The organism is Longibacter sp., from assembly GCF_051155795.1.
In the GTDB taxonomy this organism is placed as follows: Bacteria; Bacteroidota; Rhodothermia; order Rhodothermales; family Salinibacteraceae; genus Longibacter.
Window position 1 is genome coordinate 1 of the sequence record NZ_DAXETW010000031.1, and the last position, 25,977, is coordinate 25,977.

20 protein-coding genes and 1 pseudogene are annotated in these 25,977 nt (G+C 63.3%); 11 read left to right on the top strand and 10 right to left on the bottom strand.

Features of this window, described 5'->3' with window-relative positions; translation table 11 throughout:
* Nucleotides 1-473 precede the first annotated feature (473 nt).
* From ACFCU0_RS04225 to ACFCU0_RS04235, 3 genes are all read right to left on the bottom strand, one after another.
* A complete protein-coding gene (locus ACFCU0_RS04225) occupies nt 474-1,697 on the bottom strand; it encodes a homogentisate 1,2-dioxygenase (protein WP_434972418.1) in 1,224 nt (407 codons plus the stop codon).
* 100 nt (nt 1,698-1,797) lie between these two features.
* Nucleotides 1,798-2,943, bottom strand: a complete 1,146-nt coding sequence (gene hppD, locus ACFCU0_RS04230; protein WP_434972419.1) for a 4-hydroxyphenylpyruvate dioxygenase — start codon at nt 2,941-2,943, stop codon at nt 1,798-1,800.
* A 228-nt stretch (nt 2,944-3,171) separates the two neighbouring features.
* Complete coding sequence (locus tag ACFCU0_RS04235; RefSeq protein WP_434972420.1) at nt 3,172-3,909, bottom strand: TonB family protein; 738 nt, start codon at nt 3,907-3,909, stop codon at nt 3,172-3,174.
* A gap of 206 nt (nt 3,910-4,115) precedes the next feature.
* Here ACFCU0_RS04235 and ACFCU0_RS04240 point away from each other — a divergent pair, with 206 nt between their 5' ends.
* From ACFCU0_RS04240 to ACFCU0_RS04265, 6 genes are all read left to right on the top strand, one after another.
* The gene (locus tag ACFCU0_RS04240) at nt 4,116-5,498 is read left to right on the top strand and encodes an amidohydrolase family protein (protein ID WP_434972421.1); all 1,383 of its coding nucleotides are present in this window, start codon (nt 4,116-4,118) and stop codon (nt 5,496-5,498) included.
* 349 nt (nt 5,499-5,847) lie between these two features.
* Nucleotides 5,848-7,083 (top strand): amidohydrolase family protein, encoded by a 1,236-nt coding sequence (locus tag ACFCU0_RS04245; protein WP_434972422.1) that lies wholly within the window; start codon nt 5,848-5,850, stop codon nt 7,081-7,083.
* A gap of 62 nt (nt 7,084-7,145) precedes the next feature.
* Nucleotides 7,146-8,150 carry an MDR family oxidoreductase gene (locus tag ACFCU0_RS04250; protein ID WP_434972423.1) on the top strand — a complete coding sequence of 335 codons (1,005 nt, stop codon included), beginning with the start codon at nt 7,146-7,148 and terminating at the stop codon, nt 8,148-8,150.
* An 85-nt stretch (nt 8,151-8,235) separates the two neighbouring features.
* Nucleotides 8,236-9,420, top strand: coding sequence for an NAD(P)/FAD-dependent oxidoreductase (locus ACFCU0_RS04255; RefSeq protein ID WP_434972424.1), 1,185 nt, complete (start codon nt 8,236-8,238; stop codon nt 9,418-9,420).
* Between the two features lie 153 nt (nt 9,421-9,573).
* Entirely contained in the window at nt 9,574-10,344 is a 771-nt protein-coding gene (locus tag ACFCU0_RS04260; protein ID WP_434972425.1) for a hypothetical protein, read from the top strand.
* Between the two features lie 198 nt (nt 10,345-10,542).
* Nucleotides 10,543-10,965, top strand: a complete 423-nt coding sequence (locus ACFCU0_RS04265; RefSeq protein WP_434972426.1) for a DUF4174 domain-containing protein — start codon at nt 10,543-10,545, stop codon at nt 10,963-10,965.
* A gap of 89 nt (nt 10,966-11,054) precedes the next feature.
* Here the strand turns inward: ACFCU0_RS04265 and ACFCU0_RS04270 are convergent, their stop codons facing one another.
* On the bottom strand, nt 11,055-14,156 hold the full coding sequence (locus ACFCU0_RS04270) for a M1 family metallopeptidase (protein ID WP_434972427.1): 3,102 nt from the start codon (nt 14,154-14,156) through the stop codon (nt 11,055-11,057).
* Between the two features lie 263 nt (nt 14,157-14,419).
* Here ACFCU0_RS04270 and ACFCU0_RS04275 point away from each other — a divergent pair.
* The 5 genes and pseudogenes from ACFCU0_RS04275 to ACFCU0_RS04295 form a co-directional block, all read left to right on the top strand.
* Nucleotides 14,420-14,725: pseudogene (locus ACFCU0_RS04275) on the top strand (zinc-ribbon domain-containing protein); the annotation flags it as partial.
* Between the two features lie 36 nt (nt 14,726-14,761).
* Complete coding sequence (locus tag ACFCU0_RS04280; RefSeq protein WP_434972437.1) at nt 14,762-15,739, top strand: tetratricopeptide repeat protein; 978 nt, start codon at nt 14,762-14,764, stop codon at nt 15,737-15,739.
* Nucleotides 15,740-15,864: 125 nt separating this feature from the next.
* Complete coding sequence (locus ACFCU0_RS04285; protein WP_434972428.1) at nt 15,865-16,380, top strand: hypothetical protein; 516 nt, start codon at nt 15,865-15,867, stop codon at nt 16,378-16,380.
* Between the two features lie 480 nt (nt 16,381-16,860).
* Complete coding sequence (locus tag ACFCU0_RS04290) at nt 16,861-17,562, top strand: TPM domain-containing protein (RefSeq protein WP_434972429.1); 702 nt, start codon at nt 16,861-16,863, stop codon at nt 17,560-17,562.
* Between the two features lie 54 nt (nt 17,563-17,616).
* Nucleotides 17,617-18,684, top strand: coding sequence for a TPM domain-containing protein (locus ACFCU0_RS04295; RefSeq protein ID WP_434972430.1), 1,068 nt, complete (start codon nt 17,617-17,619; stop codon nt 18,682-18,684).
* Between the two features lie 62 nt (nt 18,685-18,746).
* On the opposite strand, the gene ACFCU0_RS04300 is transcribed toward ACFCU0_RS04295, so the two are convergent.
* The 6 genes from ACFCU0_RS04300 to sufD all read right to left on the bottom strand — a co-directional run.
* On the bottom strand, nt 18,747-19,181 hold the full coding sequence (locus tag ACFCU0_RS04300; RefSeq protein ID WP_434972431.1) for a VOC family protein: 435 nt from the start codon (nt 19,179-19,181) through the stop codon (nt 18,747-18,749).
* 42 nt (nt 19,182-19,223) lie between these two features.
* Complete coding sequence (locus ACFCU0_RS04305; RefSeq protein WP_434972432.1) at nt 19,224-22,208, bottom strand: sigma 54-interacting transcriptional regulator; 2,985 nt, start codon at nt 22,206-22,208, stop codon at nt 19,224-19,226.
* Between the two features lie 112 nt (nt 22,209-22,320).
* Nucleotides 22,321-22,737: an SUF system Fe-S cluster assembly protein gene (locus tag ACFCU0_RS04310; protein ID WP_434972433.1), complete on the bottom strand. Its 417-nt coding sequence runs from the start codon at nt 22,735-22,737 to the stop codon at nt 22,321-22,323.
* Nucleotides 22,738-22,781: 44 nt separating this feature from the next.
* Nucleotides 22,782-23,204 (bottom strand): SufE family protein, encoded by a 423-nt coding sequence (locus ACFCU0_RS04315; protein WP_434972434.1) that lies wholly within the window; start codon nt 23,202-23,204, stop codon nt 22,782-22,784.
* A gap of 27 nt (nt 23,205-23,231) precedes the next feature.
* Nucleotides 23,232-24,476, bottom strand: a complete 1,245-nt coding sequence (locus ACFCU0_RS04320; protein ID WP_434972435.1) for a cysteine desulfurase — start codon at nt 24,474-24,476, stop codon at nt 23,232-23,234.
* Between the two features lie 157 nt (nt 24,477-24,633).
* On the bottom strand, nt 24,634-25,977 hold a 1,344-nt coding region (gene sufD / locus ACFCU0_RS04325), incomplete at its 5' end, for a Fe-S cluster assembly protein SufD (protein ID WP_434972436.1).

The window sequence follows — 25,977 nt, forward strand, 5'->3', positions numbered from 1 at the left end:
GTACGATCCGATCGCTCAAACCGCGGCTCTGCACAGCCTCAATCGCATTGAGGATCTGATCGGCAACCGTCGCGGCGTGAACACCGAAACGCGTGCTCACACACAGCACATCCTGCTGATCGTGGAGAAGGCGACGTCGGTGGACTGAGTTGACCGAGTGTTTCGGTGGTAAACCTGTTTGTGTAGACGTGCTTATCTGTCGACGCACGCACGGGCATCGCCAGGGTGTCGCCTCCGATCGGGGCGGCACTTTTTTTGTGGTTGACGTCTTTTTGTGGTTGAAATCGCCGGCGTGGAGCGGGGGACGACGCGATGCGCGGGGTATCCTGCGTGCTTGCCATCAACGTGGGTCATGAACAAGAAAAACGGCGCCCCCGCCGAAAGGCAGAGACGCCGCTCAAGGCTGCGGAGGGAGGCGACAGTTCAATCGTCACTCCCATCCACAATACTCAATCCACAATACACAATCCGCATTACGGCTTCGCCGGCTGCTCAGTCTGGACCTGACCGTCCCCTCCGGCGTGGCGCTCCGGCTGCCAGGAGTAGGCATAGTCGGCGTCCTCCACGTCGAGCGCCGCCTTCGTGAGTTTCAGCGGGCGGAAGGTATCGACCATGACCGCGAGCTCCTCGGTGCCTTCCTTGCCGATGGAGGCTTCCGTCGATCCTGGATGCGGCCCGTGCGGAATGCCGCCGGGATGCAGGGAGAAGGAGCCGCGCGAGATGCCGCGACGACTCATAAAGTCGCCCTCCGCGTAGAAGAGGACCTCGTCGGAGTCGATGTTGCTGTGGTTGTACGGCGCCGGGATCGATTTCGGGTGGTAGTCGAAGAGGCGCGGTACGAAGGAGCACACGACGAAGTTGTGCGCTTCGAAGTGCTGGTGTACGGGCGGCGGCTGGTGTATGCGTCCCGTGATCGGCTCGAAGTCGTGGATCGAGGTGGCGTACGGGTACATGCAGCCGTCCCAGCCGACGACGTCGAACGGGTGGTACCGGACGAAGTAGCGGTGCAGCTTGCCGTGCTTCTTGATTCGGATCTCGAACGGCCCTTCCTCATCGTAGGCCGTCAACTCCGCCGGCGGCCGGATGTCGCGCTCGCAGAACGGGCTGTGTTCGAGGAGCTGTCCGCGCTTATTGCGGTATTTCTTCGGGAAGCGGACCTCGGAGTTCGACTCGATCACCAGAAGCCGCGGCGGGTTCTCCTCGATGTCGCCGTCGAAAACCCAGCGATGCGCGATGGTGCGCGGCACATGAACGTAATCGCCGTCCGTGAACTCGACCGTACCGAGCGGGCTCTCCAGCCGGCCCTCGCCCTCATGGACGTAGACCAACTCGTCGCAGGAGGCATTGCGGAAGAAGTAATCGTCCATTTGCTCCGTCGGCCGGACCAGCGCCAGGTTCACGTCCGAGTTCCCCATCATGTACGTCCGGCCGGTCAGCCAGTCGCCACCTGCCTCCACGTCGAAGCCCTTGATGTGGCGGTGCTGGAGGAAGTCCTCGTCCGCGAATTCGATGTCGTACTCGACCGGCTCCTCGATGCGGTCGACGATCGTCGGCTGGTGGATGTGATACGCGATGGACTGAATGCCGCTAAATCCTTCCGCGCCGATCACCTCCTCCGTGTACAGCTCTCCGTCCGGCCGGCGAAACTGGGTGTGCCGCTTCTTTGGGACGTCACCCATCCTCACGTAATATGGCATGGTTTGCGTGTAAAATTTGGGATGCGAAGTTCGATGTGCGTGTCGTCGCGCCTGCGGCCTGTGCAGTCGGCCGCAACGGCAGGAACCGAGCGGCGCGGGTCTACAGGTTTCCTCGTTTGGCCTGCTCGCGTTCGATGGCTTCGAAAAGCGCTTTGAAGTTGCCGGCCCCGAAGGAGCGGGCTCCCTGTCGTTGAATAATTTCGTAGAACACCGTTGGGCGGTCCTGGACCGGCTTCGTAAAGATCTGGAGCAGATAACCGTCCGGGTCCCGGTCGATCAAAATGCCGAGCTCTTCGAGGGCATCGATCGACTCGTCGATGGTGCCGACCCGGTCGATGAGCACGTCCCGGTCGTAATAGGTGTCCGGCACGTGCAGAAAGTCGACGCCCCGACGGCGCAGTTCGGTGACCGTCTCGATGATGTCATCCGTCGCGAGGGCGACGTGCTGAACACCGGCCCCGCGATAGAACTCGATGTACTCCTCAATCTGGCTCTTTTTCTTGCCTTCGGCCGGCTCGTTGATCGGGAATTTGATCCGCTCGTTGCCGTTCGACATCACCTTCGACATCAGGGCCGAGTACTCCGTCGAGATGTCCTGATCATCGAACGAGATGAGATTCTTGAATCCCATCACGTCGGCGTAGTAGTCGACATACTTGTTCATGTCGCCGAGTTCGACATTCCCAACGCAGTGGTCCACATATTTCAGCCCGACGGAGCTGGGCGGCTCCCAGAACTCGTTCTCCCATTCCTCGAAGCCGGGGAGGAAAAGACCATCGTATTCGGATCGATCGACGAAGGTGTGTATGGTGTCGCCGTAGGTGGCGATAGCCGAGAGGACCACCTGGCCGTGTTCATCTTCCAGCACCGTTGGCTCCTGCACGGCGACGCCGCCACGCTTGGTGGTCTCGCGGAAGCTCTTCTCTGCATCGTCGACCCAGAGTGCTACATCGCGGACGCCGTCCCCGTGGCGCTGGACGTGCTCGGCGATCGGACCGTCCGGTCCGAGCGCGCTCGTCAGGACAAACCGGATTTTGCCCTGCCGCAAGAGGTAGCTGACGGACTCACGGTTTCCGGTCTCCGGGCCGCGATAGCCGCGAATCTGAAAGCCGAACACGTGCGCATAGTAGAGAGCGGATTGCTTGGCGTTACCGACGTAGAATTCGACGTAATCGGTGCCATTGATGGGAAGAAAATCTTCGGCGGTTTTGGCACCGGGGTGCGGGGCGACGGGCGACTCTGCCATGATCGATGGGATCTGGATGATGGAGAACGGCGAGCAAGCGCGAGGAGGCAGGCGGACCGGTTTTGTAAGCGCTTCCATGCGCCGCGTCGGGCCGCATGGGGTGCTCGATTGTGACGATTGCGTCCGCTCAAGATTGTGAGCATTTACACGGTACTGGGCCCTCTGCGTTCCTGTCGAGCATGGCGTTCGCTCCTTCGGCAACGCGGCTGCGGGCCGACCGGTCGATGACTACCGGTGGGTCCCGTCGGAGCCGGGTTCAGACGCAGTCAGCTCGGTTGCTCCGTCGTTCGAGGCGTCTTCGGGGCCGGCAAGTTGAAGGAGGCGAAACTGGATGGGAAGCGACATCCGGACGGCCACCGGCTGACCGTCGGCCCGGGCGGGGTAAAACGCGGTCCGCCGCACCGCCCTCACCGCGGCGCTGTCGCACAGCGGATGAAGCGACCGGGCGACGGAAACGTCCGACGTGCGCCCGTCCTCGTTGACAACAAATGTCAGAATGAGGCGCCCCTCGATGCGATCGGCGATCGCCTGCTCCGGGTACTTGAGGTTCAAATAGAGGCGCTGCATTCCCCCCCGCACCTTCGGGTGCACACCATCCGGACCGAGGGTCGCCACGGAGCGAGCAGCAGGCCGATCGGGAGCATCGGCATCGGGGTTGTCCCCGGCGATCGTCGACTCGGTGTCCGGCGTCTCGTCCGTTGCCTGGGTCTGAGGCGGCGCGGTTTCGACCTGTACGCGGGGCTGTACGCGGGTCTGGGCAAACGAGCCTCCTACGTCAAACAACGTCACATCATCGCCCCAGCGATTATTGCCCCACGGCGTCTTCTCCACCGTTTCCGCGCCTGGAAGGTGCACCAGGACCAGGAGGAACGAGAGAACGACCACGAGTCCGATCTGAATGCGAACGACGTACGCGTCGAACACGAAAAGAAACGCGCCCCGTCGAAGATCTGCCGGTTCCGTCATGGCGGCTCGGGCGTGGTTGATGGCAACTTCATATGATGTACGATCCAGGGCCGCAGATGTGCCACGCGGACGGAAGAAAACGGCCATACGGTTCCGTTCTCGTCCGCGTACCGGGGCGGTCGGCCGTTGCTTGTTTCCACGTGCACTCATAGGTTACACCATCGACGGTTATCGACCCGCTGGCGCGTCCCGCCAACGTGCGGTCGATGGCTTGCCTATCGTCCACCCTGCTCGCCGAGCCCCCCGTGTACATGCACCGGTTTTTCTGCTTCGTTTCCCCCGGTCTTGCGGCGTGGTTTGCCGCCATCGTTCTCGTCGGATGCATCGCCCGTCCGACCCTCGCGCAATCGCAACCGCAGGTTTTCCGCGGCGCCACGGTGTATCCGATCGCGGACGCTCCGATCGATAACGGTATTGTGGTTGTGCAGGACGGCGTCATCAAGGCCGTCGGGCCTGAGGGTGAGGTCGACATCCCGGCCGGGGCGGCGGTTCACGACGCGACGGGAAAGGTCATCATGCCCGGCCTGGTCGACACCCATTCCCATATCGCGCAGGTAAACGGGGGAGATCAGTCGGGCCCGACGCATCCCGGCGTCCGGACGCTTGATGCCGTAAACGTCCGCCACAGTTCTGTCGGGCGGGCCCGTGCCGGGGGCATCACGACCGTCAACGTGCTTTCCGGCTCCGGGCATCTGCTGAGCGGTCAGACGACGCACCTGAAGCTCCGCAACGGCGACACCGTCGAGGACCTGCTGTTCTGCGAGAACCCGCTGACAGACATCTGCGGGGGAATCAAGATGGCGAACGGCACAAACTCCATCCGGGAGAACACGGCATTCCCCGGCACACGGGCACGCTCGGCCTCGATCCTCCGACAGATGCTCATTGACGCGCGTGCGTACCGGGAAAAGAAGGAAGCCGCGTCGTCCGAGGAGGAGATGCCGCCGACGGACCTCGGGAAAGAAGCCTTGCTGGAAGTTCTCGATGGGGAACGAATCGTCCACTTCCATACGCATCGCCACGATGATGTGCTGACCGTCCTCCGATTGAAAAAGGAGTTCGGGTTCGAAGTCGTGCTTCACCACGTGAGCGAGGGCTGGCGCGTGGCCGATGAAATTGCCGCGGCTGACGTTCCCTGCTCGATCATCGTGATCGACTCGCCGGGCGGGAAGCATGAAGCGGTGAACCTGTACTTCCGCACCGGTGCGGTGCTGGAAGACGCCGGGGTCGACGTTGCGTATCATACCGATGACTTCATCACGGACTCCCGTCTGTTCCTCCGGTCGGCGGCAATCGGCGTTCGCGCCGGCATGTCGGAAGAAACGGCCCTGGAGGCGATGACGCTGGCCGGTGCGCGCATGCTCGGACTGGAAGATCGGATCGGTTCGCTTGAGGAGGGGAAAGATGCCGACCTGATCGTTCTGTCCGGCGACCCGCTCAGTGTCTACACGAACATTGAGGAAACGTGGGTGGAGGGGCAAAAGGTGTTTGACCGGGACAACCCGGACGATCGCGATCTGGCAACCGGGGGCTACGGCGTGTACGACGATGGGACGCTCCATCATCACCACGGTCCGAGCGGCGAGTAACGAGTCCGGTCTCGTTTTGCGCTCACATGGTCGTGTCCTCACATGAGCCCAACGCCCATCTCGCCACCGGTCATCTCCGCGCCGTACGGATGTGTTTTGATTGGTCCGGGCGGGCGGTGCCGCCATCCATGGGTGAGGCTGTCGATCAACGCCTGCTGCCATGCGGGCGTGCCCCAGCAGCCGCCCTCGTTCCACGCCAATCGTTGGATGACATGATCACGTTCATCCGCACAGCGGTCATCCACGGGCAGGATCCGAGGTTGGTGCACGGCCTCCTCACCTGATGGCTGACGTTCCGTTTCCCGAAGGCTGCTCTTCCCGTTTTTCTCCGACGCATACATTCGTTTCCATGACTCCTCGCTCGTCTCTTTCCCGCACCGCCCGTGCTCTCTCCGTGGCGGTGATTGCCTTCCTCGTGAGCCTGCTGTCCGGGCCCGCGCATGCGCAGATCGCCGTCACGGCCGACACGGTGTACACCATGGCGGGCGAGCCCATTGTGGACGGCGTCGTGCTGATGAACGGCCGCACGATTGAAGCGGTGGGTCCGAGCGCCGAGATCTCGGTTCCCGATGCGTACCGGTCCGTCGAAGCGACCGTCGTTACGCCCGGCCTGATCGACGCCCGGTCCACCGTTGGACTGTCCGGGATCTACAACGTCGAATCGGATCAGATGCAACTGGAAACGTCTTCCCCGATGCAACCGGAGCTACGGGCCATCGACGCGTACAATGCCCGCGAGGAACTTGTCTCCTGGGTCCGGTCCCTCGGCGTGACGACCGTCCACACCGGTCATGGACCGGGGGCGGTCATTTCAGGACAAACGATGATCGTGAAAACAAACGGGCGTACAATCGACGAAGCGGTGGTAGACTCCACGGCGATGCTTGCCATGACCATCGGTCCGTCTGTGTCGCAGAACTTCGAGTCGCCCGGCACGCGGGCCAAGGCAGTAGCGATGCTTCGCCAGAAGCTGATCGAAGCCCAGCAGTACCGGGACGGGCAGAGCGGCGATAATCCACCGTCCCGAGATCTCGGCATGGAGGTGCTCGTGGATGTGCTCGAGGGGGATGTGCCTGCGCTCATCACGGCGCACCGAGCCCGAGATATCATGACGGCCTTACGGCTTCAGGAAGAGTTTGGCTTCGAGCTCGTGCTGGACGGAGCAGCGGAGGCGTACCTCGTAACGGAGCAGGTCAGCGCCGCCGGCGTTCCCGTCATCGTGCATCCCCCGATGATTCGAACATACGGAGCGGCAGAAAACGCGGCGTTCACGACGCCCGGCGTGCTGCACGCAGCCGGGATCCCGATCGCGTTTCAGAGCGGCTACGAAGCGTACGTCCCCAAAACCCGCGTTGCCCTGTTTGAAGCCGCTGTCGCCGTCGGTAACGGGCTTCCACGGGATGTAGCGTTACGTGCGCTCACGATCGATGCGGCTCAATTGCTCGGTCTCTCAGACCAGATCGGATCGATCGAGAAAGGCAAGCACGCCGACCTGGTCCTGTACTCCGGCGATCCGTTCGAGTACACCACGCAGGTCTGCACCGTCATCATCGACGGGCGCATTGCGAGCGGCGAGTGCCAATAGCCAGGCCGCGTGTACTCGATACCTCCGTCTTTTCCCAACCACCCAGCTCTCGACCTCCTCGTATGACTGATACTTTCGAGGCATACATTCTCGACCACGACGGAGACAACGGACTGGCCGGTAGCGTCCAGACGCTAACGGCGGACGCCCTTCCCGACGAAGACACGAGGATCCGGGTCCTTTATTCGAGCGTGAACTACAAGGACGCCCTTGCCGTTCGGGATGCGGCGCCGATCATTCGGGGAGAGGTGCCGATGTCACCCGGCATCGACCTCGTCGGTCGCGTCGAACGGTCCGACTCCGACCGATTTCGCACGGGAGACCTCGTGATCGGGACCGGATGGGGGCTGGGGGAGAACGTGTGGGGCGGCTACACTCAGCTCGCCAAGGTCGACAGCTCGAAACTGGTCCCGCTGCCCGACGGGCTCTCCGCCAAACATGCTATGGCGATCGGCACGGCCGGATTCACCGCGATGCTGTCCGTGATGGCGCTGGAAGAACACGACGCCCGTCCGGACGGAGGCGAGTTTCTGGTGACCGGCGCAACGGGCGGAGCGGGAAGCATGGCGACGGCGATCCTGGCCTCAATGGATTTCGACGTCGTTGCCTCCACTGGATCCGACGACGCTCACGCATACCTGAAGGATCTGGGGGCCTCGCGCATCATCGATCGAGGCGAGCTCTCCGAGGGACCGGAGCGGCCAATGGAATCCGGCCGCTGGGCCGGGGCGATCGACGCCGTCGGAGGCAAGACGTTGGCGACGATCATTGCGCAACTCAAACGCCACGCGTCCGTTGCTTCGTTCGGTAATGCCGGCGGCCATGAACTCCATACGACCGTTTTCCCCTTCATCCTGCGCGGGGTCAATCTGCTGGGGATCGACTCCAACACCTGCCCCAATGCGCGGCGGATCGTCGCGTGGGAACGCCTTGCCGGGATCCTGGCCTCTGAGACGATCGAGTCCATGATCCACTCGGTGGTTCCCCTGGAGGGCATCGACGACGTCGCCCGCCAGATGCTGCAGTCAGGCGTCCGGGGCCGCGTGATCGTGCGGGTCGGTAGTTGATCCCGATCGGGACGCCGGTGCTGTTTCGTATCTCTTTGTCCCATCCGCCTTGCAGGACCTGCGCCTGCCCTACCCGCTCGCCGTCATGACCGTCTCTATCTGGCAACAGGCACATCGTCGCCGAACGGTCGCGTATGACGTCGCCGTGGTGGGAGGGGGGATTGTCGGCTGTGCGACCGCGTTCTGGCTGCATCGCCACGATCCGTCCCTCCGCATCGCGATCGTGGATGCCGGTGCGCTGGGAAGCGGCGCGTCGGGTCGCAACGCGGGCTTCGTTCTGCTCGGGACGCACAAAGACTACCTAACGGCGATTCACGACTACGGTGAACGGACGGCACACCGCCTCTGGCAGTTCACCCGAGAGAACCGGCGGCTCATTGCTGAGATGAACGGGGATGCGTTCGGATGGCGAGAGCAGGGGAGCCTGACCGTCGCCGGGGATGAGGACGAAGACGACCGGCTCCGCCGGGCCCTGCCCTACATGCGTGCGGCCGGCATCCCGGCGGTCTACCTCGGACCGTCGGAAACGATGGATCGGCTTCGGGCCCGCGGTTTTCGCGGCAGCCTGTACTGCACGTCGGGGGCCGCCGTCGATCCGCTTCGCCTCGTCCGGCACCTGGCCTCCGAGAGTGCGGCCGACGTCTACACGTATCATCGCGTGACGGATGTGACCGGCGGGGAGGCAGGCGTTTCCCTCAAAACGCAGCGTCTCAATCTCCGGGCCGACAGCGCCGTCCTCGCCGCCGGCGCCTACCTGCCGCGAATCGTACCGTCGCTAAAGCGCTTCGTGCGGCCGGTCCGCGCACAGATGCTGGCCACGCATCCAGCCCCCGATCAGTTTCTCGCGTCGCCCGTCTACTCGCACGACGGATATTTCTACACCCGGCAACTCGAGACTGGAGCCATCCTCGCGGGAGGAGGGCGACACCGTCACCGGGAAACCGAGGTCGGCTATGAGGACGCAACGACGCCGGCGGTCCAGGCAGACATCGAGCGGTACCTCCACACCCACTTCCCCTGGACCACCAATCTCCGCGTCGAATCCCGCTGGAGCGGGACGATGAGCTTTTCCCCGGATCACCGGCCGATTATCGGCACCGTGCCCGGATGCAATGCCTGCCTCTTCGCGACCGGTTTCACCGGACATGGAATGGGCTTCGGTGTTCGTATGGGACAGCTCCTTGCCGACTCGCTCTATCTCGACGAGCGACCGCACGCCTACGACCTGTTCCACGTCTCCCGCTTCGAGTCGCGGTCGCCCGCAGCGTGACGCCGGTGTGCGTCAGCCCCGCGATGCGACCATGCCCATGCTCCCGGCTCTCCCTTCTCGTGACCCAGCAGCCTCACGAGGCGGCTCTTCGTAATGGAGGTTCGCCTCGCCTTCCCGGTTCTCATCCCCTCACCGTCATTCCAGCACCCGCTCATGCGCCGCCAACCGATCCAGTTCCGTCTCCATCTGACCATTGCCTCCCTGCTTGTCTCCGTCGTGCTGGCCGGATTACCGGCCCCGGCAGTGGCCCAGCAGGGGATGGCCACCACGGCGCCGAGGGGCCAGGGAAGCCTCAGTTTCACCGTCGGGGTCCCGGTCGGCGAGTTTGACGACAACATTGACAACCTCGGGTACGGAGCCAATCTTTTCATCGGAGGCATGCTGCGAAATACGCCGATCACGATCGGGCTCGATGCCTCCTTTCTGGTCTACGGGCGAAGCCGAGACCGCGTCCCCTTCAGTGGGACCGTGGGGCCGCGCGTGACCGTCGATGTGGTCACGACCAACTCTATCGTTCAGCCTCACTTCGTTATCCGTTTGCAGCCACCAACAGGGCCGGTACGCCCGTATCTGGAAGGCCTTATCGGATTCAAGTACCTATTCACGGAGACCCGGGTGGAAGATGACCGTACAACGGATCGAATTGCTTCGTCACGGAATTTCGACGATTTCGCGTGGAGCGGCGGCGCGGGCGCCGGCGTCGACATTCGCCTCGGGCAGAATGCGGACGCGCGCGGGCGGCAGCAGTCGTTCTTCCTCAAGCTGGGCGTTCAGTACCTCCGCGGTCAGGAAGCGGAATACCTCGCGGAGGGCGACCTCGAGGATACCAACAATGACGGCGTGCTGAACGAGAACGAACTGCCCATCCGTCGGTCGAAGACGAACCTCATCCAACCTATGCTCGGCGTTGCCGTCACGTTTTAGCGACGGGAGAACGTACGAGCCGCGGCGCCTTCTGCGAAGTTGGTCAGGGTCCAGCGTACCGCGCGTGATCGGAACGGAACAGGGCCGGATCCAGCAGCCGCAAATTGAATCACCGTCAGCCTGCCTGCTATGTGCGTGCATCACTGTATCTACATTAGGCTGCTCTCCGTTTTCTTGACCCTGTTCCCGGTGACCCTCATGGCCACGCCGTCGGACTCCGTCCACGCCAACCTCTCACAACATGAATGGGAGCACCGCTTGCTGGTCGTATTCGCGCCCGCCGCAGATCACGAGAACCTCGCCCGGCAATTTGAGATGTGGGAGGGGCACGCAGACGGGTTTGCGGAACGGAAGCTTCGGATATACACCGTCACGGAAGGGGACGCAGGGCAATTTCGAAAGCAGCCTGGCGGAGATGTCAGGCCGCTCACGCGCGGATCGGCGCAGGAGCTCCGAGATCGGTTCGACGTCGCGACGGACCCATTTGCCGTTATTCTGGTCGGGCTCGACGGGACCGAGAAGCGGCGTGAGACCGTCCCGTTGAGCATTGACGACCTGTTTCGGACGATCGACGCGATGCCCATGCGCCGGGCGGAAATGCAGCAGGACGGCGGCGGGTGATCCACCGTGGTTGGTTTCATAAAAACGCCCGACCCCCGTGTCGGCTGGACTCGCGGGTCGGGCATCAGAGCAAGACATGCCAGCTTGGATCAGAGCTCGATGCCGATGAGCCAGCGGCCGGACAGTTCGTCGTCTTCCCCGATTAGGTCGGGATCGCTTACGTAGAAGGGGAAGCGCGCGACGAAGCTCAGGTTTTGGAAGACGTCGGACTGGTTGGTCCACCGATCCAGGAATCCGACCGCCGACACGTCGTATCGCACCCCGATGCCGGCATCAGCCACGAGATCGCTGACGTTGAATCCGGCGAGGAATGCGCCGGTGTCCCACGCCTGCCCGATGCCGGAGAACGCCTCGATACCGATCGGCTCGAGTACGCCGACACCGGTCGCAGAAAGCGGACGTGCGTGCAGCGAGAGGCGACCGGCGACCATTCGTGTGCCGCCGAGTTGCCCGGTACCCGCGAACGGGGCCGCCTGCAGGTAGGCAACCGGCCCGGCCGGCCCGTACCCGACGAGGTGCGCGTCCTCGACCGGATTTTCGAGAGCGGCCGCCGCGGTTCGGAAGGCATCATTGCGCCACTGCGCGTCAACCGACCGGCCACCGAGCTGGAAGCGTTTGAATCCGCTGAGTCCGCGCGTCCCGATGCCGACCTGCATATCCGCCTGCGCGGTGACGGGACCGAAGGAGCGGGCTCGGCGGGCCTCGACCATGGCGCGGGTCGTATTCGCCGACGGGAGGTCCGACCGCACGGAACTGCCCGCTTCAAGAAGCACGTGGACGTGGTTCTCCTGGTGGTCGATCCGGTAATCCAGGCGTGCGGTCATCGCATGTTCTTCCGCAAACGGATTGACCGTACCGCCGGCCGTCGTCGGGAAATCTTGCGCGCCGAATACGCGGTCGCTCCGATTGTACTGATGCAACAGCCCGACTCGAAGCGATGCATCGCGGTCGGCCAGGTACGGCGACAACGGTTTCTCCAGGGTGATTTCCGACTCAATGAAGCCGAGCTTTTTCTCAGATCGGAAGAGGGTGGTCGCCCGGGGGCCGAGCGCCCGCGTTGGTGCTTCGTATGAGACCTCATAGTCGACACCGCTGAGCCATGTGCCGTCGTTGTCGGTGTTCAGCGAGACGGGGTCTTCGCCATTGCTCGCGATGACCTGCGGATAGAGCGTGAGCCCGTACTGCGTACGGTGGGTGTCGAACAGATAGATGCCGCGCGTTTGGAGGCCCACGCCGGCTCCGAATAGATGGCTGTACGTGGCCATCGGCCGCCACCCGATAGCGTAGGCGTCCCACTGTTGCTGCGGGGGCTGAAGGAAGCGGCTCGAGACCGGAACGCTGGCCGTGTTGTTGAGCCGGTTCCGGTCCGGGGTAAGAAGCGCCGGATCCAGGACCGCCCGTTCCGCCTTCGCAGGCACATCGACCGTCACCGTGTACTCGGGGTATGTCCACGGCCACGGTTCGGCCACCACCCAGTCATCGGGGACCGGCTTGTGCCCGTGCATGACGACGAGCGGAATGTTGACCCATTGCTCGCTCCCGTCTGCAAGTGAGAGGCGGACGTCCTGCGGCATGGCCACCGGTGCGTGGCGGCGGAGGGTGAGCGTGACCTCGAAACCGTCGGCCGTACGGGTCTGGCTCATCGATTCGATCCCGTAGTCGAGCTCGCGGGTCGTATTGGTGAACTGCTCGAAGTACCAGTCGAGTCGCAACCCACTCACGTCCTCGGCAAACGTCTCTACGTCGAAGGGATCCGGGTGCTCTCCGGACCGGCGCTCGAAATACTCCCGCAGCCACTGGTCGCGGTTGTCTTCGCCGATGACGTAACTCATCATCTCTACGACCATCTCACCGCCCGGGTAGGCGGAGATACCATATCCCAGATTGGTCTCGAACCAGTCGGCCGGTGTGTTGAACCGCTCGAGGAGACCGACGTGCTGCGCAAACAGGACGCTGATGTACGCACCCGTGTGGGAGGGATTCTGCCGGCCGTTGACGTGAGCGACGCCCTCCGTGGTGGCGTAGCTGGTGAACCCTTCGTCCATCCACGCATAATCCGCCTCGTTCGTGCCGAGGGCGCTATAGAACCACTCGTGAGCCGCCTCGTGCGCGGTCACGCCCAGAAGAGAGGCGGGGCTCCGTTCACCCGTCAGGAAGTTGATCATGGGGTACTCCATGCCGCCGTCTCCGGCCTGCGCGACCGTGAACTGCGGGTAGGGGTAGTCGCCGTAGGCGTCGCCGAAGTAGTTGATCAGATCGGGCACCCATTGCTTCATCGGCGCCCAGCGCTCCTCGACGTCGCCCTCGTACAGCAGGTGGTAGCGCGTGCCCCGAGCGTCGGAGAACGTCTCGTGGATGTAGTCCGGGTCGGCTGCCCAGGCGAAGTCATGAACGTCCTCGGCTCTGAATCGCCAGGTGAGCGAATCGGTCGTGGCGGCACGGTCCTCCGGTCGCCACATGCCCTGCTCCATGTTGTATCCGTGGCCGACCTCGTCGGGATTCTGGAGGACACCGGTCGCACCGAGCGTGTATTCGGCCGGTGCCGTGATGTTGACCTCGAACGAGCCGTACGGTGCGTAAAATTCGCGGCCGACGTACGGGTCGGGGTGCCACCCGCGCTCGTCGTACTCCGCTATCTTTGGATACCACTGGCTCATCGAGAACTCGATGCCCTCATCGTTCATCCAGCCGCTCCGTCGCGTCTGTTTGGGCACCTGCGACTCGAACCTCATCTCGAAAGTCGACGAGGTGTTCGGTGGAATGGGGGAGGCAAGGTCAACGCGGACGACGGTTTCCTGGAGGGTGTAGTCGACCGGTACGCCGTCTTGCTGAAGGGAAAGGATCCGATGGTATCCGCGCGTGTCGGCATCCAGGTTGAAAATGCGAGGGACGATGCGTCCGTCCGGGTCGGGCAGATGGCGGTTCCGCTCCGCCATCATTGAATTGGGGTGAAACGCGTTGAAGTAGAGGTGATAGTAGACCGTGCGAAGCGTATCCGGGGAGTTGTTGGTATACGTCAGACGCTGAGAACCCCGCATTTGATGGCGGTCCGCGAGCAGCGTGATGTCCATTTCGTAATCCACGCGCTGTTGCCAGGGTTGAGATGCCTGGGCCTGCGCGGACTCGATGGGAAGAAGCCATGAAACGGCGATCAGAAGACCGACCGCAACACCGGTAAGGCGAGAGAGCATAGGTTGAGCGAGGACTGGGGAGAGGGCGCCGGAGAATCGGATACAACCGACCTCGGAGTCTTTATCGGAAGGGCCTGTATTGTTTCGGTCTCAAACGGATTGGGGTCGGTAACCGGTTCGCTGCGTCATCCGATGTCGTTCGGGTGGGCGGGGGACAAGGGTACATCGTTTTCGAATTCCCCGCGACACCGAATCATGGAAATGGAGGAAACGTTTTCGGCATAGCATTCACATCTGCATTCTCTCGACTCTCGTCGCCCGACATGGCCTCTTCTTCTCGCCCCTGCCCGTCCTGCGGCGCCCGTGTCCCTGCCGGTGCCGGTCGCTGTGACCTGTGTGGCCACGACATGACCGCGGAATCCGAACCGACATCGTCAGATCCCACGTCTGAACGCGGCGCATCGGAACCGGAGGATGCGCCTGGGTCCGCGGCCTCCGAGGCCGGGAATGCCGACGCACCCGCGGAAGGGACACCGGCGGAGGACCAAGCTGGTGCTTCGGACGCGGTGTTCTGCAATGCGTGCGGATCCGAAAACCCGCCTGGAGCCAATTTTTGCAGCCAGTGCGGGGCAATCCTTGGGGAGGTCCCCGACGGCACGCGTCGCGTGGACCCGCGGCTACCGTCGGGAGCGTCCGCCGGAGACGAGGGCGAGCCCTCGACGGAGGAAGAAGAGGAGCAGCAGTTAATGTCTCAGCAGCTTCTGCTCACAATTGGAGCGGCTATTCTCGTGGTCGTGGCTCTGTTTTTCGTCACGCTCTGGAGCCAGAGTCAAACCTGGGGCTCGAACGGTGAGGCGAGCAGCCCGCAGCCCTCAGCCCAGGCCGAAAGGGGGACCACCGGAGGTCCTGCCACAGGTGGGTCGGCGGGTGGCACTGCAGGCGGTGCGACCACCGGGCCCTTCGGCGGTCAGGATATGAGCACCCTGCTCGAAGAAAACGGGGTCGAGCTCTCCGAGTCGATCCAGGTCCGTGTCGACTCGCTTGAAGAGCAGCTCTCGGGCGTCGACGGCCAGGTTCGCCGTACCATCCAGGAGCAGCTCGTCAACCTGTACGTTGGTGCCGATGCATTCGGTCGCGCCGCTCAACTGCAGAAGGAAATGTCGGATACTTCCGGAAATGCAGAGGACTGGCGTCGGACCGGCGACCTCTTTTACAACTGGATGGAGTACGTCGGGCAGGAATCGAACGGTCGAAATCCAGCCATTGCCCCGATCGGTCGACGTGCTATCTCCGCATACGAGAAGGTTCTCGAGAGTGAGCCCGCGAACCGTGACGTACGGACGGATATGGCGACGGTCCTGCTCCGATCCAACGACCCGATGCGGGGCGTGGAAGAGCTGAATCAGGTACTCGATGCCGATTCCACGTTTGTACCGGCCCGATTCAACAAAGGCATCGCGCTTCTCTGGATCGGACGCTACAATCAGGCCATCGAGCAGTTTGAGGCCGTCAAATCGTTGACAGGAGAGGGGTCGGCGCAGTATGAGCAGGCCACCCGTGCGATTGAACTGGTCCGGGAAGAGCAGAATGCCCAGGGCTCGCCGTCCAACTCTGCGCAGCCGCCGGTGTCGCCTGCCGAATGAGCCCGTGGCGCCGTCTCGCGGTCATAGATCCATTACGGCGATGCGACGACGGCGATACGATTACGTCGATACGATTACGTCGATACCGCGTCACACAACGCCCGGGCCCGTCCCCCTGTGACTTTATGTCTGACCCTGCAAACGTCTCCGGAGAGGTGTCGCTGGCCGCGCGGCTTGCATGGCTCGGTGGTGCCCTCTGGGTGATCGCCGTGAAGGCCGTTGTGGTTGTCACCTGGACGCCGGTGGAGATCACATTTCCGCGGGCGCGGATCTGGATGTATGCCGTAGCGCTCGGTCTGCCGTGCCTTCCGCCCGTCCTCGTTGCTGTTCGCAGCGCGCTCGTCGGACGGTGGCGACGCGGCCTCATTGCATCGGTCGTACTCGGTCTGCTCTTAACGGGGATCACGGCCTCGGGCGCAGGATCTGCTGCGGTGGAGGCCACGAAGCGGTGGGAGACGGTGGAGGTTCTCTACCGGCACCGCTCTGACACCGATCGAACCATCGAACGCCAGCAGCGCGGAGACGGGTCGGGGTGGGAGGGCCGAACGGTTCAGACGCGTCCTATCACATCCTTTCTGTCGTATACCGAGTCCGTCGGGGACGACGATCCGGGTCCCGCCTGGGTTCCTGTCCCGCGGTAACCGCCGTCGCGACCGCTGGCGTGCCGACCGCTGGCGTGCTGATCGCGGCCGTCACCCGAACATGCGTCCACCGTCCAGTGGTCGCACGCGCCCACTTCCTCCGGAGCATGTCCGCTCGCACCCGCACCTCCCGCATGTATCCGTGGAGGATCGCCCGCAGATGAGCGGTGATCCCAGCCCGACTCCGACGCGTATCCATCACGACGCTCGATAGGCGAGCGACGAAGCGCGAATGTGCGGAGTCCAACGAAGATCGTCGAACGGAGAAAAAACAACCCGGACAATCAACCATCCCGCCCGCCATACCAAACCGCAAACCGCACGCCCTGTCCCCTTTCCCCACACCTCAAAGGTCACAGCCCGGCCCCGATTCGAAGTCGTGCGCGCCGTGACGTATGTTCATGGCGTGCCGGTGTCTCCCGGTCGTTCAGGGACAGCCCGGCCCGACATACCTTCCGCCGTCGAATCCAACCTGTATTGATGAAGACGCTGATCGAGAACCTTGATCGTGAGAAAATCGCTGCCGCGGTGTCGGACGCCGAAAACCGGACGGCCGGTGAGATCGTGCCGTACGTCGTTCCCCGCAGCGATCGCTATGAGATTGCCGTCTGGCGCGGAGCGTCGGCCGTCGCGCTTCTCTCAGTGACCGTCGTGCTATTGATCGTCCAGTTCTATCAGGGCTGGGGGCTCGGCTGGTTGTTTACGCCGTGGGCCGTTGCGATGGTATCCCTCCTTGGCGGTGTGGGCGGAGCGATCCTCGGTGCGTACGTCGGGCCGATCCAGCGTGCCCTCGCGGGGAGCGATGTGCTCGATCTGACGGTGCACCGGGCGGCTATGCAGGCGTTCGTGGAGGAGGAGGTGTTCTCTACTCGCGATCGGACAGGCATACTGCTGTTTGTCTCGCTGCACGAGCACCGCATCGAGGTCCTCGGGGACACCGGGATCAATGCGAAAGTCAGTGAGGACGAGTGGATTGACGTCGTCCACCGCATTCGGACCGGCATCGCAAACCGAAACCTGACCGCAGGTCTCGTCGACGCGATCGAGATGTGCGGGAAGATGCTCGAACGCCGCGGCGTCGATATTCGGCCGGACGATGAGAACGAGCTGCCCGATTCGATTCGAACGCCCGGGTTCGGTCCATCCACGGAAGAGGGGTCTTCAGAAGGCCACGACACGTGACCCCATCCGTCTGAGCCTCTTCTGTCGATCCGTCTCGTTTCCCCTGATATATTGATGCTGCCATCTTTTCGAAGCTCCGTCCTTCCCACACTCAGCACGGTGCTGCTTTTCGTGCTGTTCTTCGCGAACCCCGGGCAGGTTGCGGCCCAGTCGGTCCCTGAGCTCACCGGTCGCGTCGTTGATAACGCCGACATGCTTGCGCCGACCACAGAGCAGATCATCAACCAGCAACTCAGACAGCACGAGGACACGAGCGGTAACCAGGTGGCCGTTCTGACGGTGCCGTCTCTTGAGGGCTACGCAATCGAAGACTACAGCCTCGCCGTAGCGCGGGAATGGGCGCTCGGTACCGAGGAATTCGATAACGGCGTACTGGTCATGGTCGCCAAAGAGGAGCGCCGAATGCGCATCGAAGTGGGGTTCGGCCTCGAAGGTGTATTGCCCGATGCGACGGCAGACCGCATCATCCGTCATGAGATGCGTCCACGATTCCGTGACGGGGACTTCGACGCCGGGGTCCGTGCGGGTGTCACGGCAGTTCTGGAGTCAATCGAAGGGACGTACGAACCGCCGGCCGCAAGCTCCGACGGGGTGCCTACACGCGTCGGTGGACTGTTCGCGCTTCTTCTGGGTGGCCTCTTCGGCATCTTGCCCGCCTATCTGATTCTTACCGGGACCGCGAAGAACGGCATCGGGTGTCTTCTAATCGGAATTTTCTTCCTCGGGCTGATCCCCCTGGTCGGGACGGTCTCTTTCTTCGCCGGGCTGGGGATGGTCATTTTCGGCGAGTCGCCCCTCGCGCTCGTGCCGGTCGCCATCGGGGTGCCGGCGGCGCTGATCGCATTTATCTGGCATCTGGTGCTCGTCCTCCGAAGTGACGACGTGAAGGACATGCGGAAACGGTTTCAGGACGGCGAAACGATCAAGCGCGGACTGCAACTCGGTTGGCTCTACCTGCCTGCGAGCATGTGGACGAAATCGCAGGTGATATCATCCGGCAGCGGGATGAGCAGCGGCGGCTTTAGCTCCGGTGGTTTTTCGGGCGGCGGCTTCAGCGGCGGAGGTGGCTTCAGCGGTGGAGGCGGATCGTTCGGAGGAGGTGGGGCAAGCGGAAGTTGGTAAGCTCGCTCACCGCACGCGATAGTTCCGGCCCGGTGTATCAGACGAAAGAACAGTCTCCGTGCCTACGCGGTGCCGTGCTCGATTTCGAGGACGAGTCCGTCGGCGTCGCGCACGAACAGCCGGCCTTTCGTTTCCTGGTACGGGTGCCCGGCCGCGTCGAGTCGCGATCGAAGGGCATGCCACTCCTGTTTTTCCAGAGAAAAGCCGAGATGGTGGATGCCGCCGCGGCCCGGGACGGACGGATGTTTCATTTCCGTCATCTCGATCAGTTCGACGATGTCCTTCCCCTTGTCGTCGGCCAGCATCGCGCGCCGGCGCCCCTCCCGAATGGGGTCGTCTTCGACCACGCGGCACTCCAGACCGAGAAGATCCACGTAGAATGAGACCGCCTCGTCGAGATCCGTCGTCATGATGGACGCGTGATCCAGGTGAAGGCGGAATGGAGCCGATGACGACGGCTCCGTCTCGGAAGAGGGCGATGGGTCGGATGATTTCATGATATCAATCGATGCTTCGGGAAAAGGTCGGCGGTCTACCGGTCAGGCGGACGCCGTCGATGGCTGAAAAACGGTGGCGTCGATGTTCAGACGCTTCATCTTCTTGTAGAGTCCCTGCCGCGTCAGGCCCAGGACATCGGCCGAAGCCGTGATCTGTCCGTCGCAGGCGGCCAGCACTCGCTTAATCACGGCCGCCTCGGTGGCCGCCAGTACGTCGCTGAGCGAGGTTTCCGGCTGGAGGACGGACTCCAGGGCCGGTGCATCCTCGTTGTCGCGCGCAGATCGCGTCGACGGGCGGGACAGGGGAGAGGCGTCGGAGGCATCCTGGATCGGGTCGGACAGCAACTCCTCGTCGATCAGGGGAGCCGGCTCGGAATGGACGAGCAGAAGGGTCCGTTCGATTTCGTTTCGTAACTGCCGCACGTTCCCCGGCCAATCGTACTGCAGCATGGCGTTGACGGCCCGGCTGGTGATTGAAACCGGCGGCGTACCGTCGGGACGGAGGGCGTCGATGTAGTGCCGCACCAGGAGCGGGATGTCCTCCCGCCGGTCACGGAGCGGTGGAACGCGAATCGGGATCACGTTCAGGTGCAGGTAAAGGTCTTCGCGGAAACGCCCGTCCCGTATGGCCGACCGGAGGTCGGCAGCGGAAGTGGCCACGATCCGAACATCCACCGGTGTTGGGTCGGACGCACCTACGGGCACGACGTCCCCGGATTCGATCGCCTCAATCAGACGGTCTTGCACGGATTCCGGCAGCGCGTCCACCTCGTGCAGGATCACGGTCCCTCCGTCAGTAGACTGAAAGGCCCCCCGCGTGAACGTCCCGTCCCGCGCATCTCCAAACAGCTTCCGGTCGATCGGCTCGCGCTGCATGCTGGAGCACTGGACGACTGTGCACGGGGCTCCTGCGCGTCCGCTCGTGGCGTGGACGGCTTCTGCGACGTGCAGCATGCCGGCCCCACGCTCGCCGGTGATAAGGACCGGACTGTGGCTGGTGCCGATTCGTCGGAGTTGCTGCGCGACGGCCTGCATCGACGGGCTCTCGGTAACGAAGCCATCGACGGGGATCTCCGACGGGTCTTGGAGCGCCGACCGTCGGGTGGTCAACTGGTGTTGTTCGGCGTGCTCGAGCGCCAGACCCAGCACAGACAGCCACGGGCGGATCCGATCGAGCGTATCCGTGCCGCCGTCTGACTCGTCGGACGACGTCGAGGGCACGTCTACGCCAAAGAAGTACGGGGTCTTCGAGGCACCAGACAGCCGAATCCATCGGATGGTATCGGTGCGGGGCACGGCGTCGGGCTCCGCGGCGGAACCGCCGCCATTGGGCCTGCCGACGCGCAACGCCGCGGGGTCTGGAAGATTGTCGAGATCGGTGCCGGAAGCGTGGAGCCGCTCCAGGGTTCCCGCCGCCGCCCGCCGGTACAAGCCAATCCATCGGGAGGGAAAGAGCGGCTTGACCGTGTGGATCCACGTTTCCGCCACAAGAGGGACGGAACGGGACGCGTGGGAGAGGAGAGCGCCGATGACGTCTTCGAACGCATCGGCTGAAGGCTTGCCGGAAGCGGTGGTCGGCCCGCAGGGAACGGGTAGCTCCGTGACGCGCTCGTCCCGTCTGCTGGGATCCGCTTCGGCGGTCTCATCCGTCGCCGCAAGCCGATCCGTGAGGTCGCGAACCGCGGATTCGTCCTGGATCACGGAGGCTGCGGACCTCGCCACGCTGTAGGCCACCCGAGCGTCGCCGCAGTGGCCGAGCGCACGGGCCACGTCACCTTCCGCGGATGCACGAAGGACCACGTACGGCAGCACGGTATCGTAATCGCCGTACGCCGAGGTGGACTCCATGACCGTCCGCGCTTCCTCAGCGGCGCCCCGCCGAACCAGGAGGGAGGCTCGCGTACAGAGGCACCGCAACTGGTGTCCTCGGTGCCCGGTCTCCCGCGCATTTCGAAGGGCACGGAGTGTCCACCGATCGGCGTCGTCGAGCGCTCCGTTTCGCGTCAGTAATTCCGCCCGAAACAGAGCGACGTGGGAGCGGTGGAGGCCGTGCGGCAGATGGTGCGCCTGTTCGAAGAGGTCCTGCAGGTGGCCTTCCGCGACGCCTGTTTGACCGCGCCGGAGTGCGACACGGGCCCGAAGCGTTTGCAGGTGCGCGCGCCCGACCGGGTACCCCTCGACAGCGTCAGCGGCACGATCGATGACGTCTTCTGCTCGCTCGAGCTGCTGCACGCGGAGGAGGACGCCGACGTGCGCGTGAAAAGCGGCAAGCAGCGGATAGTTGGAGATGGCGGACGGAGGCGAGAGCAGGCGTTCGGCCGATTGGGCCTGCTCGACAATCGACGCCGGACTGGCGCCCAGGTCGTACGAGAGCGCCGCCCGCTGCGCCGCAACGTGGCCGCGGATGCGGTGGTCGTCGCGTTCCTCGGCGATGTCCGACAACGCGTCGAGATGGCGGCGGGCCTCCTCGTAGCGTCCTTCGAACCGTAGCGCCGGGACGCGCAGGTCGTGGAGCCATCGTGCGGCCAGCTGATCGTCGACCTTCTCCAGCAGAGAGGCCGCCTCGTCTAACGCGCGCCGCATCAGGTTGTATTCGTCGAGCGCGAAGTAGGCGCGGGCCTGGCCGAGCCGTGCCCAGCAGCGTCCACGCACGTTGTGGTGGCGGGCATACAGCGACAGGGCTTCGTCGAGTAGGGAGAGGGCGCGCGCTTCCTCGTCGGACGTCGTATCTCGAAACGCGTGCGCCCAGCCGAGCCAGAGGGCGACATCCGCCCGCGCCGTCGGGCCGCAACGATCACGACCGTCGACCGACTCAAATGGTTCGAGCCGCTCCAGCGCACGCTCCGGCCGACCGGCCTGCACCACGTCGATGCAGGCGGCCAGGCTCTGCAGCCGCACAATGCCTTCATCCACCGCCACCGACCCATCCACCGGCTGAAGAAGTGGCTCGAGCATACGGGCCACGTCCTCTGCTCGCCCGTCGGCGAGCAGATCCACCGCCATGGCAATGGTTTGGGCGTAACGCATGAAAAGAAAGGACGTTAGAGTTGGATTGAAGAGAATGGTCCGCAGATTTACGCACCTGCGTCGGACCATGCCGACCTGCGACGCGGGATGCGATCCGTTTCAAACGACCAACTTACATAAAGCCGAGCTCGAGCTGGGCCTCTTCTGACATCATCTCGGGGGTGAAAGGTGGGTCGAACGTGAGCTCCAAGTACACGCTTTCCACCCCGTCCGTCATCCGGACCGCGTCTTCCACCTGGCCTGGTAGGATGCCGGCGGCCGGGCAGTTCGGGGCCGTCAGCGTCATGAGCACGTCCACGTGATTGTCGTCGTGGACGTCGATATTAAAGATCAGACCGAGGTCGTACACGTTGACCGGAATCTCCGGGTCGTAGATCTCTTTCACGTTCGCGACGATGCGCTGCTTAAGATCCGTTTCCGGCTCCGGCTGCATGTGGGCCGGAATGATCTCCGGACGCTCCAGCTCGCGCTGTTCGTCCGAGCGGTCCGGGGTCTCGTCGGTGGTGTCGGGAGGCACGGTGTTAGACATAGCAGAACGGCGTTAACAGGGAATCAGGGTGGTTGGGCGAGGTGTCATGCATAGTGCGACGCCCGGTCTTTCATTTGCTCAATCATGGCCGCGAGCCCGTTGCTGCGCTGCGACGACAGGTGCTCGCGCATCCCGATTTCGTCCAGAAAGTCGAAGTCGGCGTTCTCCACGACTGCCGGCGGTTGTTCGTTGAGAACGCGAATGATAAGAGCGGCGAGCCCGCGCGTGATCTTCGCGTTGGAGTCTCCTCGAAAGGTGAGCACATCGCGATCCTCATGGTAGTCTGCGCGGATCCACACCTTGGACTGGCAGCCGTGGATTCGGTGCGCGTCCGTTTTGTCCTCGTCGTCGATAGGGGGGATGTCATCGCCCATCTCGATGAGGTACTGATACCGGCTCATCCAGTCCGGGAAGAGGGCGAACTCGTCCACGATCTCACGGGCGCGATCATCCACAGCAGCGGTCATGGAAACGGGGGGCGAGAGAGGGTATCTTTAGCGGAGCATGGTGGTTGCGGTCTCGAGCGCGTCGACGAGCGCGTCTGCGTCATCCCGAGTATTGTAAAACGCAAACGATGCTCGGAGAGTGCCGGGAAGACCGAGCCGCTGCATAAGCGGCTGCGTGCAGTGGTGCCCGGTACGGACGGCGATGCCGAGCCGGTCGAGGATCGTGCCGACATCGTACGGATGCAAGTCCTCGAACGACATCGAAAGAACGGACGCTTTGTCGGGAGCCGTGCCGATGACGCGCAGTCCGTCGATCGACCTCACGCGCTCGGTTGCGTACGCAAGCAGGTCCGCTTCATGGGTGCTGACCGCCTCGGCATCGAGGTTCTGCATGTACCGGGCGGCCGTTCCGAGGCCAATGGCGTCGGCGATGTTGGGTGTTCCGGCTTCGAGCCGGTGCGGGAGATCGGCGTACGTGGTCTTGTCGAAGGTGACTTCCTCGATCATGTCGCCCCCTCCCTGGTATGGGGGAAGCGATTCGAGCATCTCTCTTCGGCCGTAGAGGACGCCGATGCCCGTGGGGCCGCACATCTTGTGGCCGGAGAAGCAGTAGAAGTCGGCGCCGATCTGTTGGACGTTCACCGGCCCGTGAGGAACCGACTGGGCGCCGTCCACCAGCACTGGAATATCGTGCTCGTGGGCCAGATCGACGATGTCCTCGACCGGGTTGACCGTTCCGAGGGCGTTGGAGATGTGGACGATGGAGACCAGGCGGGTCCGTTCCGTCAGCTCGTCGTGCAGGGCGCCAAGATCCAGCACGCCGTCGTCGGATATCGGCACCACCTTGAGACGGATGTCGCGTTCGTCCCGTAGCATCTGCCAGGGGACGATGTTGGCGTGATGCTCCATTTCGGTGATGATAACTTCATCGCCCGCCTCCAGGCGCTGGCCGAAGGTTTTGGCCACCAGGTTTATGGATTCGGTCGTTCCCTTGGTGAAAATGACCTGCTCCGTGGCAGGGGCATTGATGTACGATCGAATCGACTCCCGTGCATCCTCGTACGCGTCCGTCGCCTTCTGGCTGAGGCGGTGGACGCCCCGGTGAACGTTGCTGTTTTCCGAGCGGTAATATCGGTTCAGCCGATCGATAACGGCCTCCGGCTTCTGCGACGTCGCCGCATTGTCGAGGTATACGAGAGGGGTATCGTCGTACACATCCTGGCGAAGCGCCGGGAAGTCCCGCCGCACACGGTCCACGTCGAACGTTGCTGGCGTTGGAGCGGTGGTCGGCATGGTGTCGAGGCGTCGAGGGGAGGAAGACGTCGGTGGATGCGCATGCGGGCGGGACTGTGCCGGAGTGCGCCACAGGCCCGCCCGTCAATGCCCGACCGGGTGCCGCGTCACGCGAGTGTGACGAGCGACCGGGCCGCTTCACACTGTAGCGAAAGCGTTATTCGCTGCGGTCAAAGTAGCTGGCGAAGCGTTCGCGGAGGCGATCCGTCATGTGCTCGCGCAGGGCATCGACGCGGATCTCATCCACGATGTCCTGGGCAAACGCCTGGAGCATCAGGATGCGCGCACGCTTCTCCGAGAGGCCGCGCGACCGGAGGTAAAAGATCCCCTCCTCGTCGAGCTGCCCTGACGTGGCTCCGTGGGAGCACTGCACGTCGTCCGCGTAAATCTCGAGTTCGGGCTTCGTATACATGTTCGCCTCGTTCGAGAGCACGATGCTCTTGTTCGACTGGTAGGCGTTGATCCGCTGGGAGTCCGGACGGACGAACACTTTCCCGTTGAAGACGCCCTTCGATGCATCGTTCAGGACGTTCTTGTAGAGCTCGTTGCTGACGCAATCGGCGTGCACGTGATCGACGAGCGTCTGGTTGTCGACGTGCATCTGGTCCTTCCCGAGGTACAACCCGTACAGGTTGGACTCGCAGAATTCGCCATCGGGGGTAATGGTGAGGTTGTTGCGCACCATCTCACCCGACAGGGTGATCGTGTTCGTCGAGAAGACGCTGTTGTCTTCGTGGTACGCCGCCGTGGTCTGAACCTGCGACGAGGCGTCACTCTCCACCTGGCCGATGTAGTGGTCCAGGTTGCCGCGAGCGCCGACATAGGCTTCGCGCACCGTGTTCGTGAAGACCCGGGCGTCGGTGAGTGTATGCTGCATCTCGATGATGGTCGCGGTCCCGCCGTCTTCCACGACGAACAGGTGACGCGGCTGAATCATCACGTCGGCGTCCGAAACCGTCAGGTGCACGGCGTAGATCGGTTTTTCGACAGCCGTACCGCTGGGCACGTACACGAAGAGGCCGTCCTGAACGAACGCGGTGTTAAGCGCGGTCATGGCCTCGTCTTCAAAGTCCGCGTATTTGCCGTAATGCGCCTCCACGATGTCCGGGTGGTTGGCACCGGCATCGGCAAGGCTCGAGACGACAACGCCATCCGGCAGCGTGCCGATATCGGAGAGGCCGTTGTGGACCCGTCCGTTGACCGTCACGACGCGGTGAGCATCCAGGTCCTCGATCAGCACATCATCGAGGTCGGAGGCGTCCACGTCCGGGACGTTCATCGAGAGCGGAAGCGTATACTCCCGGTCGACGATTTTCGAGATGTCCGTGTACTTCCAGGCCTCCAGCTTATTCGTCGGGACCCCCAGCTCAGCGAACCGCTGGATGGCGGTCTCGCGATGGCTGGAGATGGAGGCGTTTTTTCCGTTGAGCGCCTGCCCGTTGCTCATCTCAAAGGCCGAGAGGAACCGGTCCTTTGCGGGGGCGCTGGTGTCTAACGTCGT

Coding starts and splice junctions, on each gene's coding strand:
- ACFCU0_RS04225 (WP_434972418.1), bottom strand. CDS start 1,697: ATGCCATATTACGTGAGGATGGGTGACGTCCCAAAGAAGCGGCACACC.
- hppD (WP_434972419.1), bottom strand. CDS start 2,943: ATGGCAGAGTCGCCCGTCGCCCCGCACCCCGGTGCCAAAACCGCCGAA.
- ACFCU0_RS04235 (WP_434972420.1), bottom strand. CDS start 3,909: ATGACGGAACCGGCAGATCTTCGACGGGGCGCGTTTCTTTTCGTGTTC.
- ACFCU0_RS04240 (WP_434972421.1), top strand. CDS start 4,116: ATGGCTTGCCTATCGTCCACCCTGCTCGCCGAGCCCCCCGTGTACATG.
- ACFCU0_RS04245 (WP_434972422.1), top strand. CDS start 5,848: ATGACTCCTCGCTCGTCTCTTTCCCGCACCGCCCGTGCTCTCTCCGTG.
- ACFCU0_RS04250 (WP_434972423.1), top strand. CDS start 7,146: ATGACTGATACTTTCGAGGCATACATTCTCGACCACGACGGAGACAAC.
- ACFCU0_RS04255 (WP_434972424.1), top strand. CDS start 8,236: ATGACCGTCTCTATCTGGCAACAGGCACATCGTCGCCGAACGGTCGCG.
- ACFCU0_RS04260 (WP_434972425.1), top strand. CDS start 9,574: ATGCGCCGCCAACCGATCCAGTTCCGTCTCCATCTGACCATTGCCTCC.
- ACFCU0_RS04265 (WP_434972426.1), top strand. CDS start 10,543: ATGGCCACGCCGTCGGACTCCGTCCACGCCAACCTCTCACAACATGAA.
- ACFCU0_RS04270 (WP_434972427.1), bottom strand. CDS start 14,156: ATGCTCTCTCGCCTTACCGGTGTTGCGGTCGGTCTTCTGATCGCCGTT.
- ACFCU0_RS04285 (WP_434972428.1), top strand. CDS start 15,865: ATGTCTGACCCTGCAAACGTCTCCGGAGAGGTGTCGCTGGCCGCGCGG.
- ACFCU0_RS04290 (WP_434972429.1), top strand. CDS start 16,861: ATGAAGACGCTGATCGAGAACCTTGATCGTGAGAAAATCGCTGCCGCG.
- ACFCU0_RS04295 (WP_434972430.1), top strand. CDS start 17,617: ATGCTGCCATCTTTTCGAAGCTCCGTCCTTCCCACACTCAGCACGGTG.
- ACFCU0_RS04300 (WP_434972431.1), bottom strand. CDS start 19,181: ATGAAATCATCCGACCCATCGCCCTCTTCCGAGACGGAGCCGTCGTCA.
- ACFCU0_RS04305 (WP_434972432.1), bottom strand. CDS start 22,208: ATGCGTTACGCCCAAACCATTGCCATGGCGGTGGATCTGCTCGCCGAC.
- ACFCU0_RS04310 (WP_434972433.1), bottom strand. CDS start 22,737: ATGTCTAACACCGTGCCTCCCGACACCACCGACGAGACCCCGGACCGC.
- ACFCU0_RS04315 (WP_434972434.1), bottom strand. CDS start 23,204: ATGACCGCTGCTGTGGATGATCGCGCCCGTGAGATCGTGGACGAGTTC.
- ACFCU0_RS04320 (WP_434972435.1), bottom strand. CDS start 24,476: ATGCCGACCACCGCTCCAACGCCAGCAACGTTCGACGTGGACCGTGTG.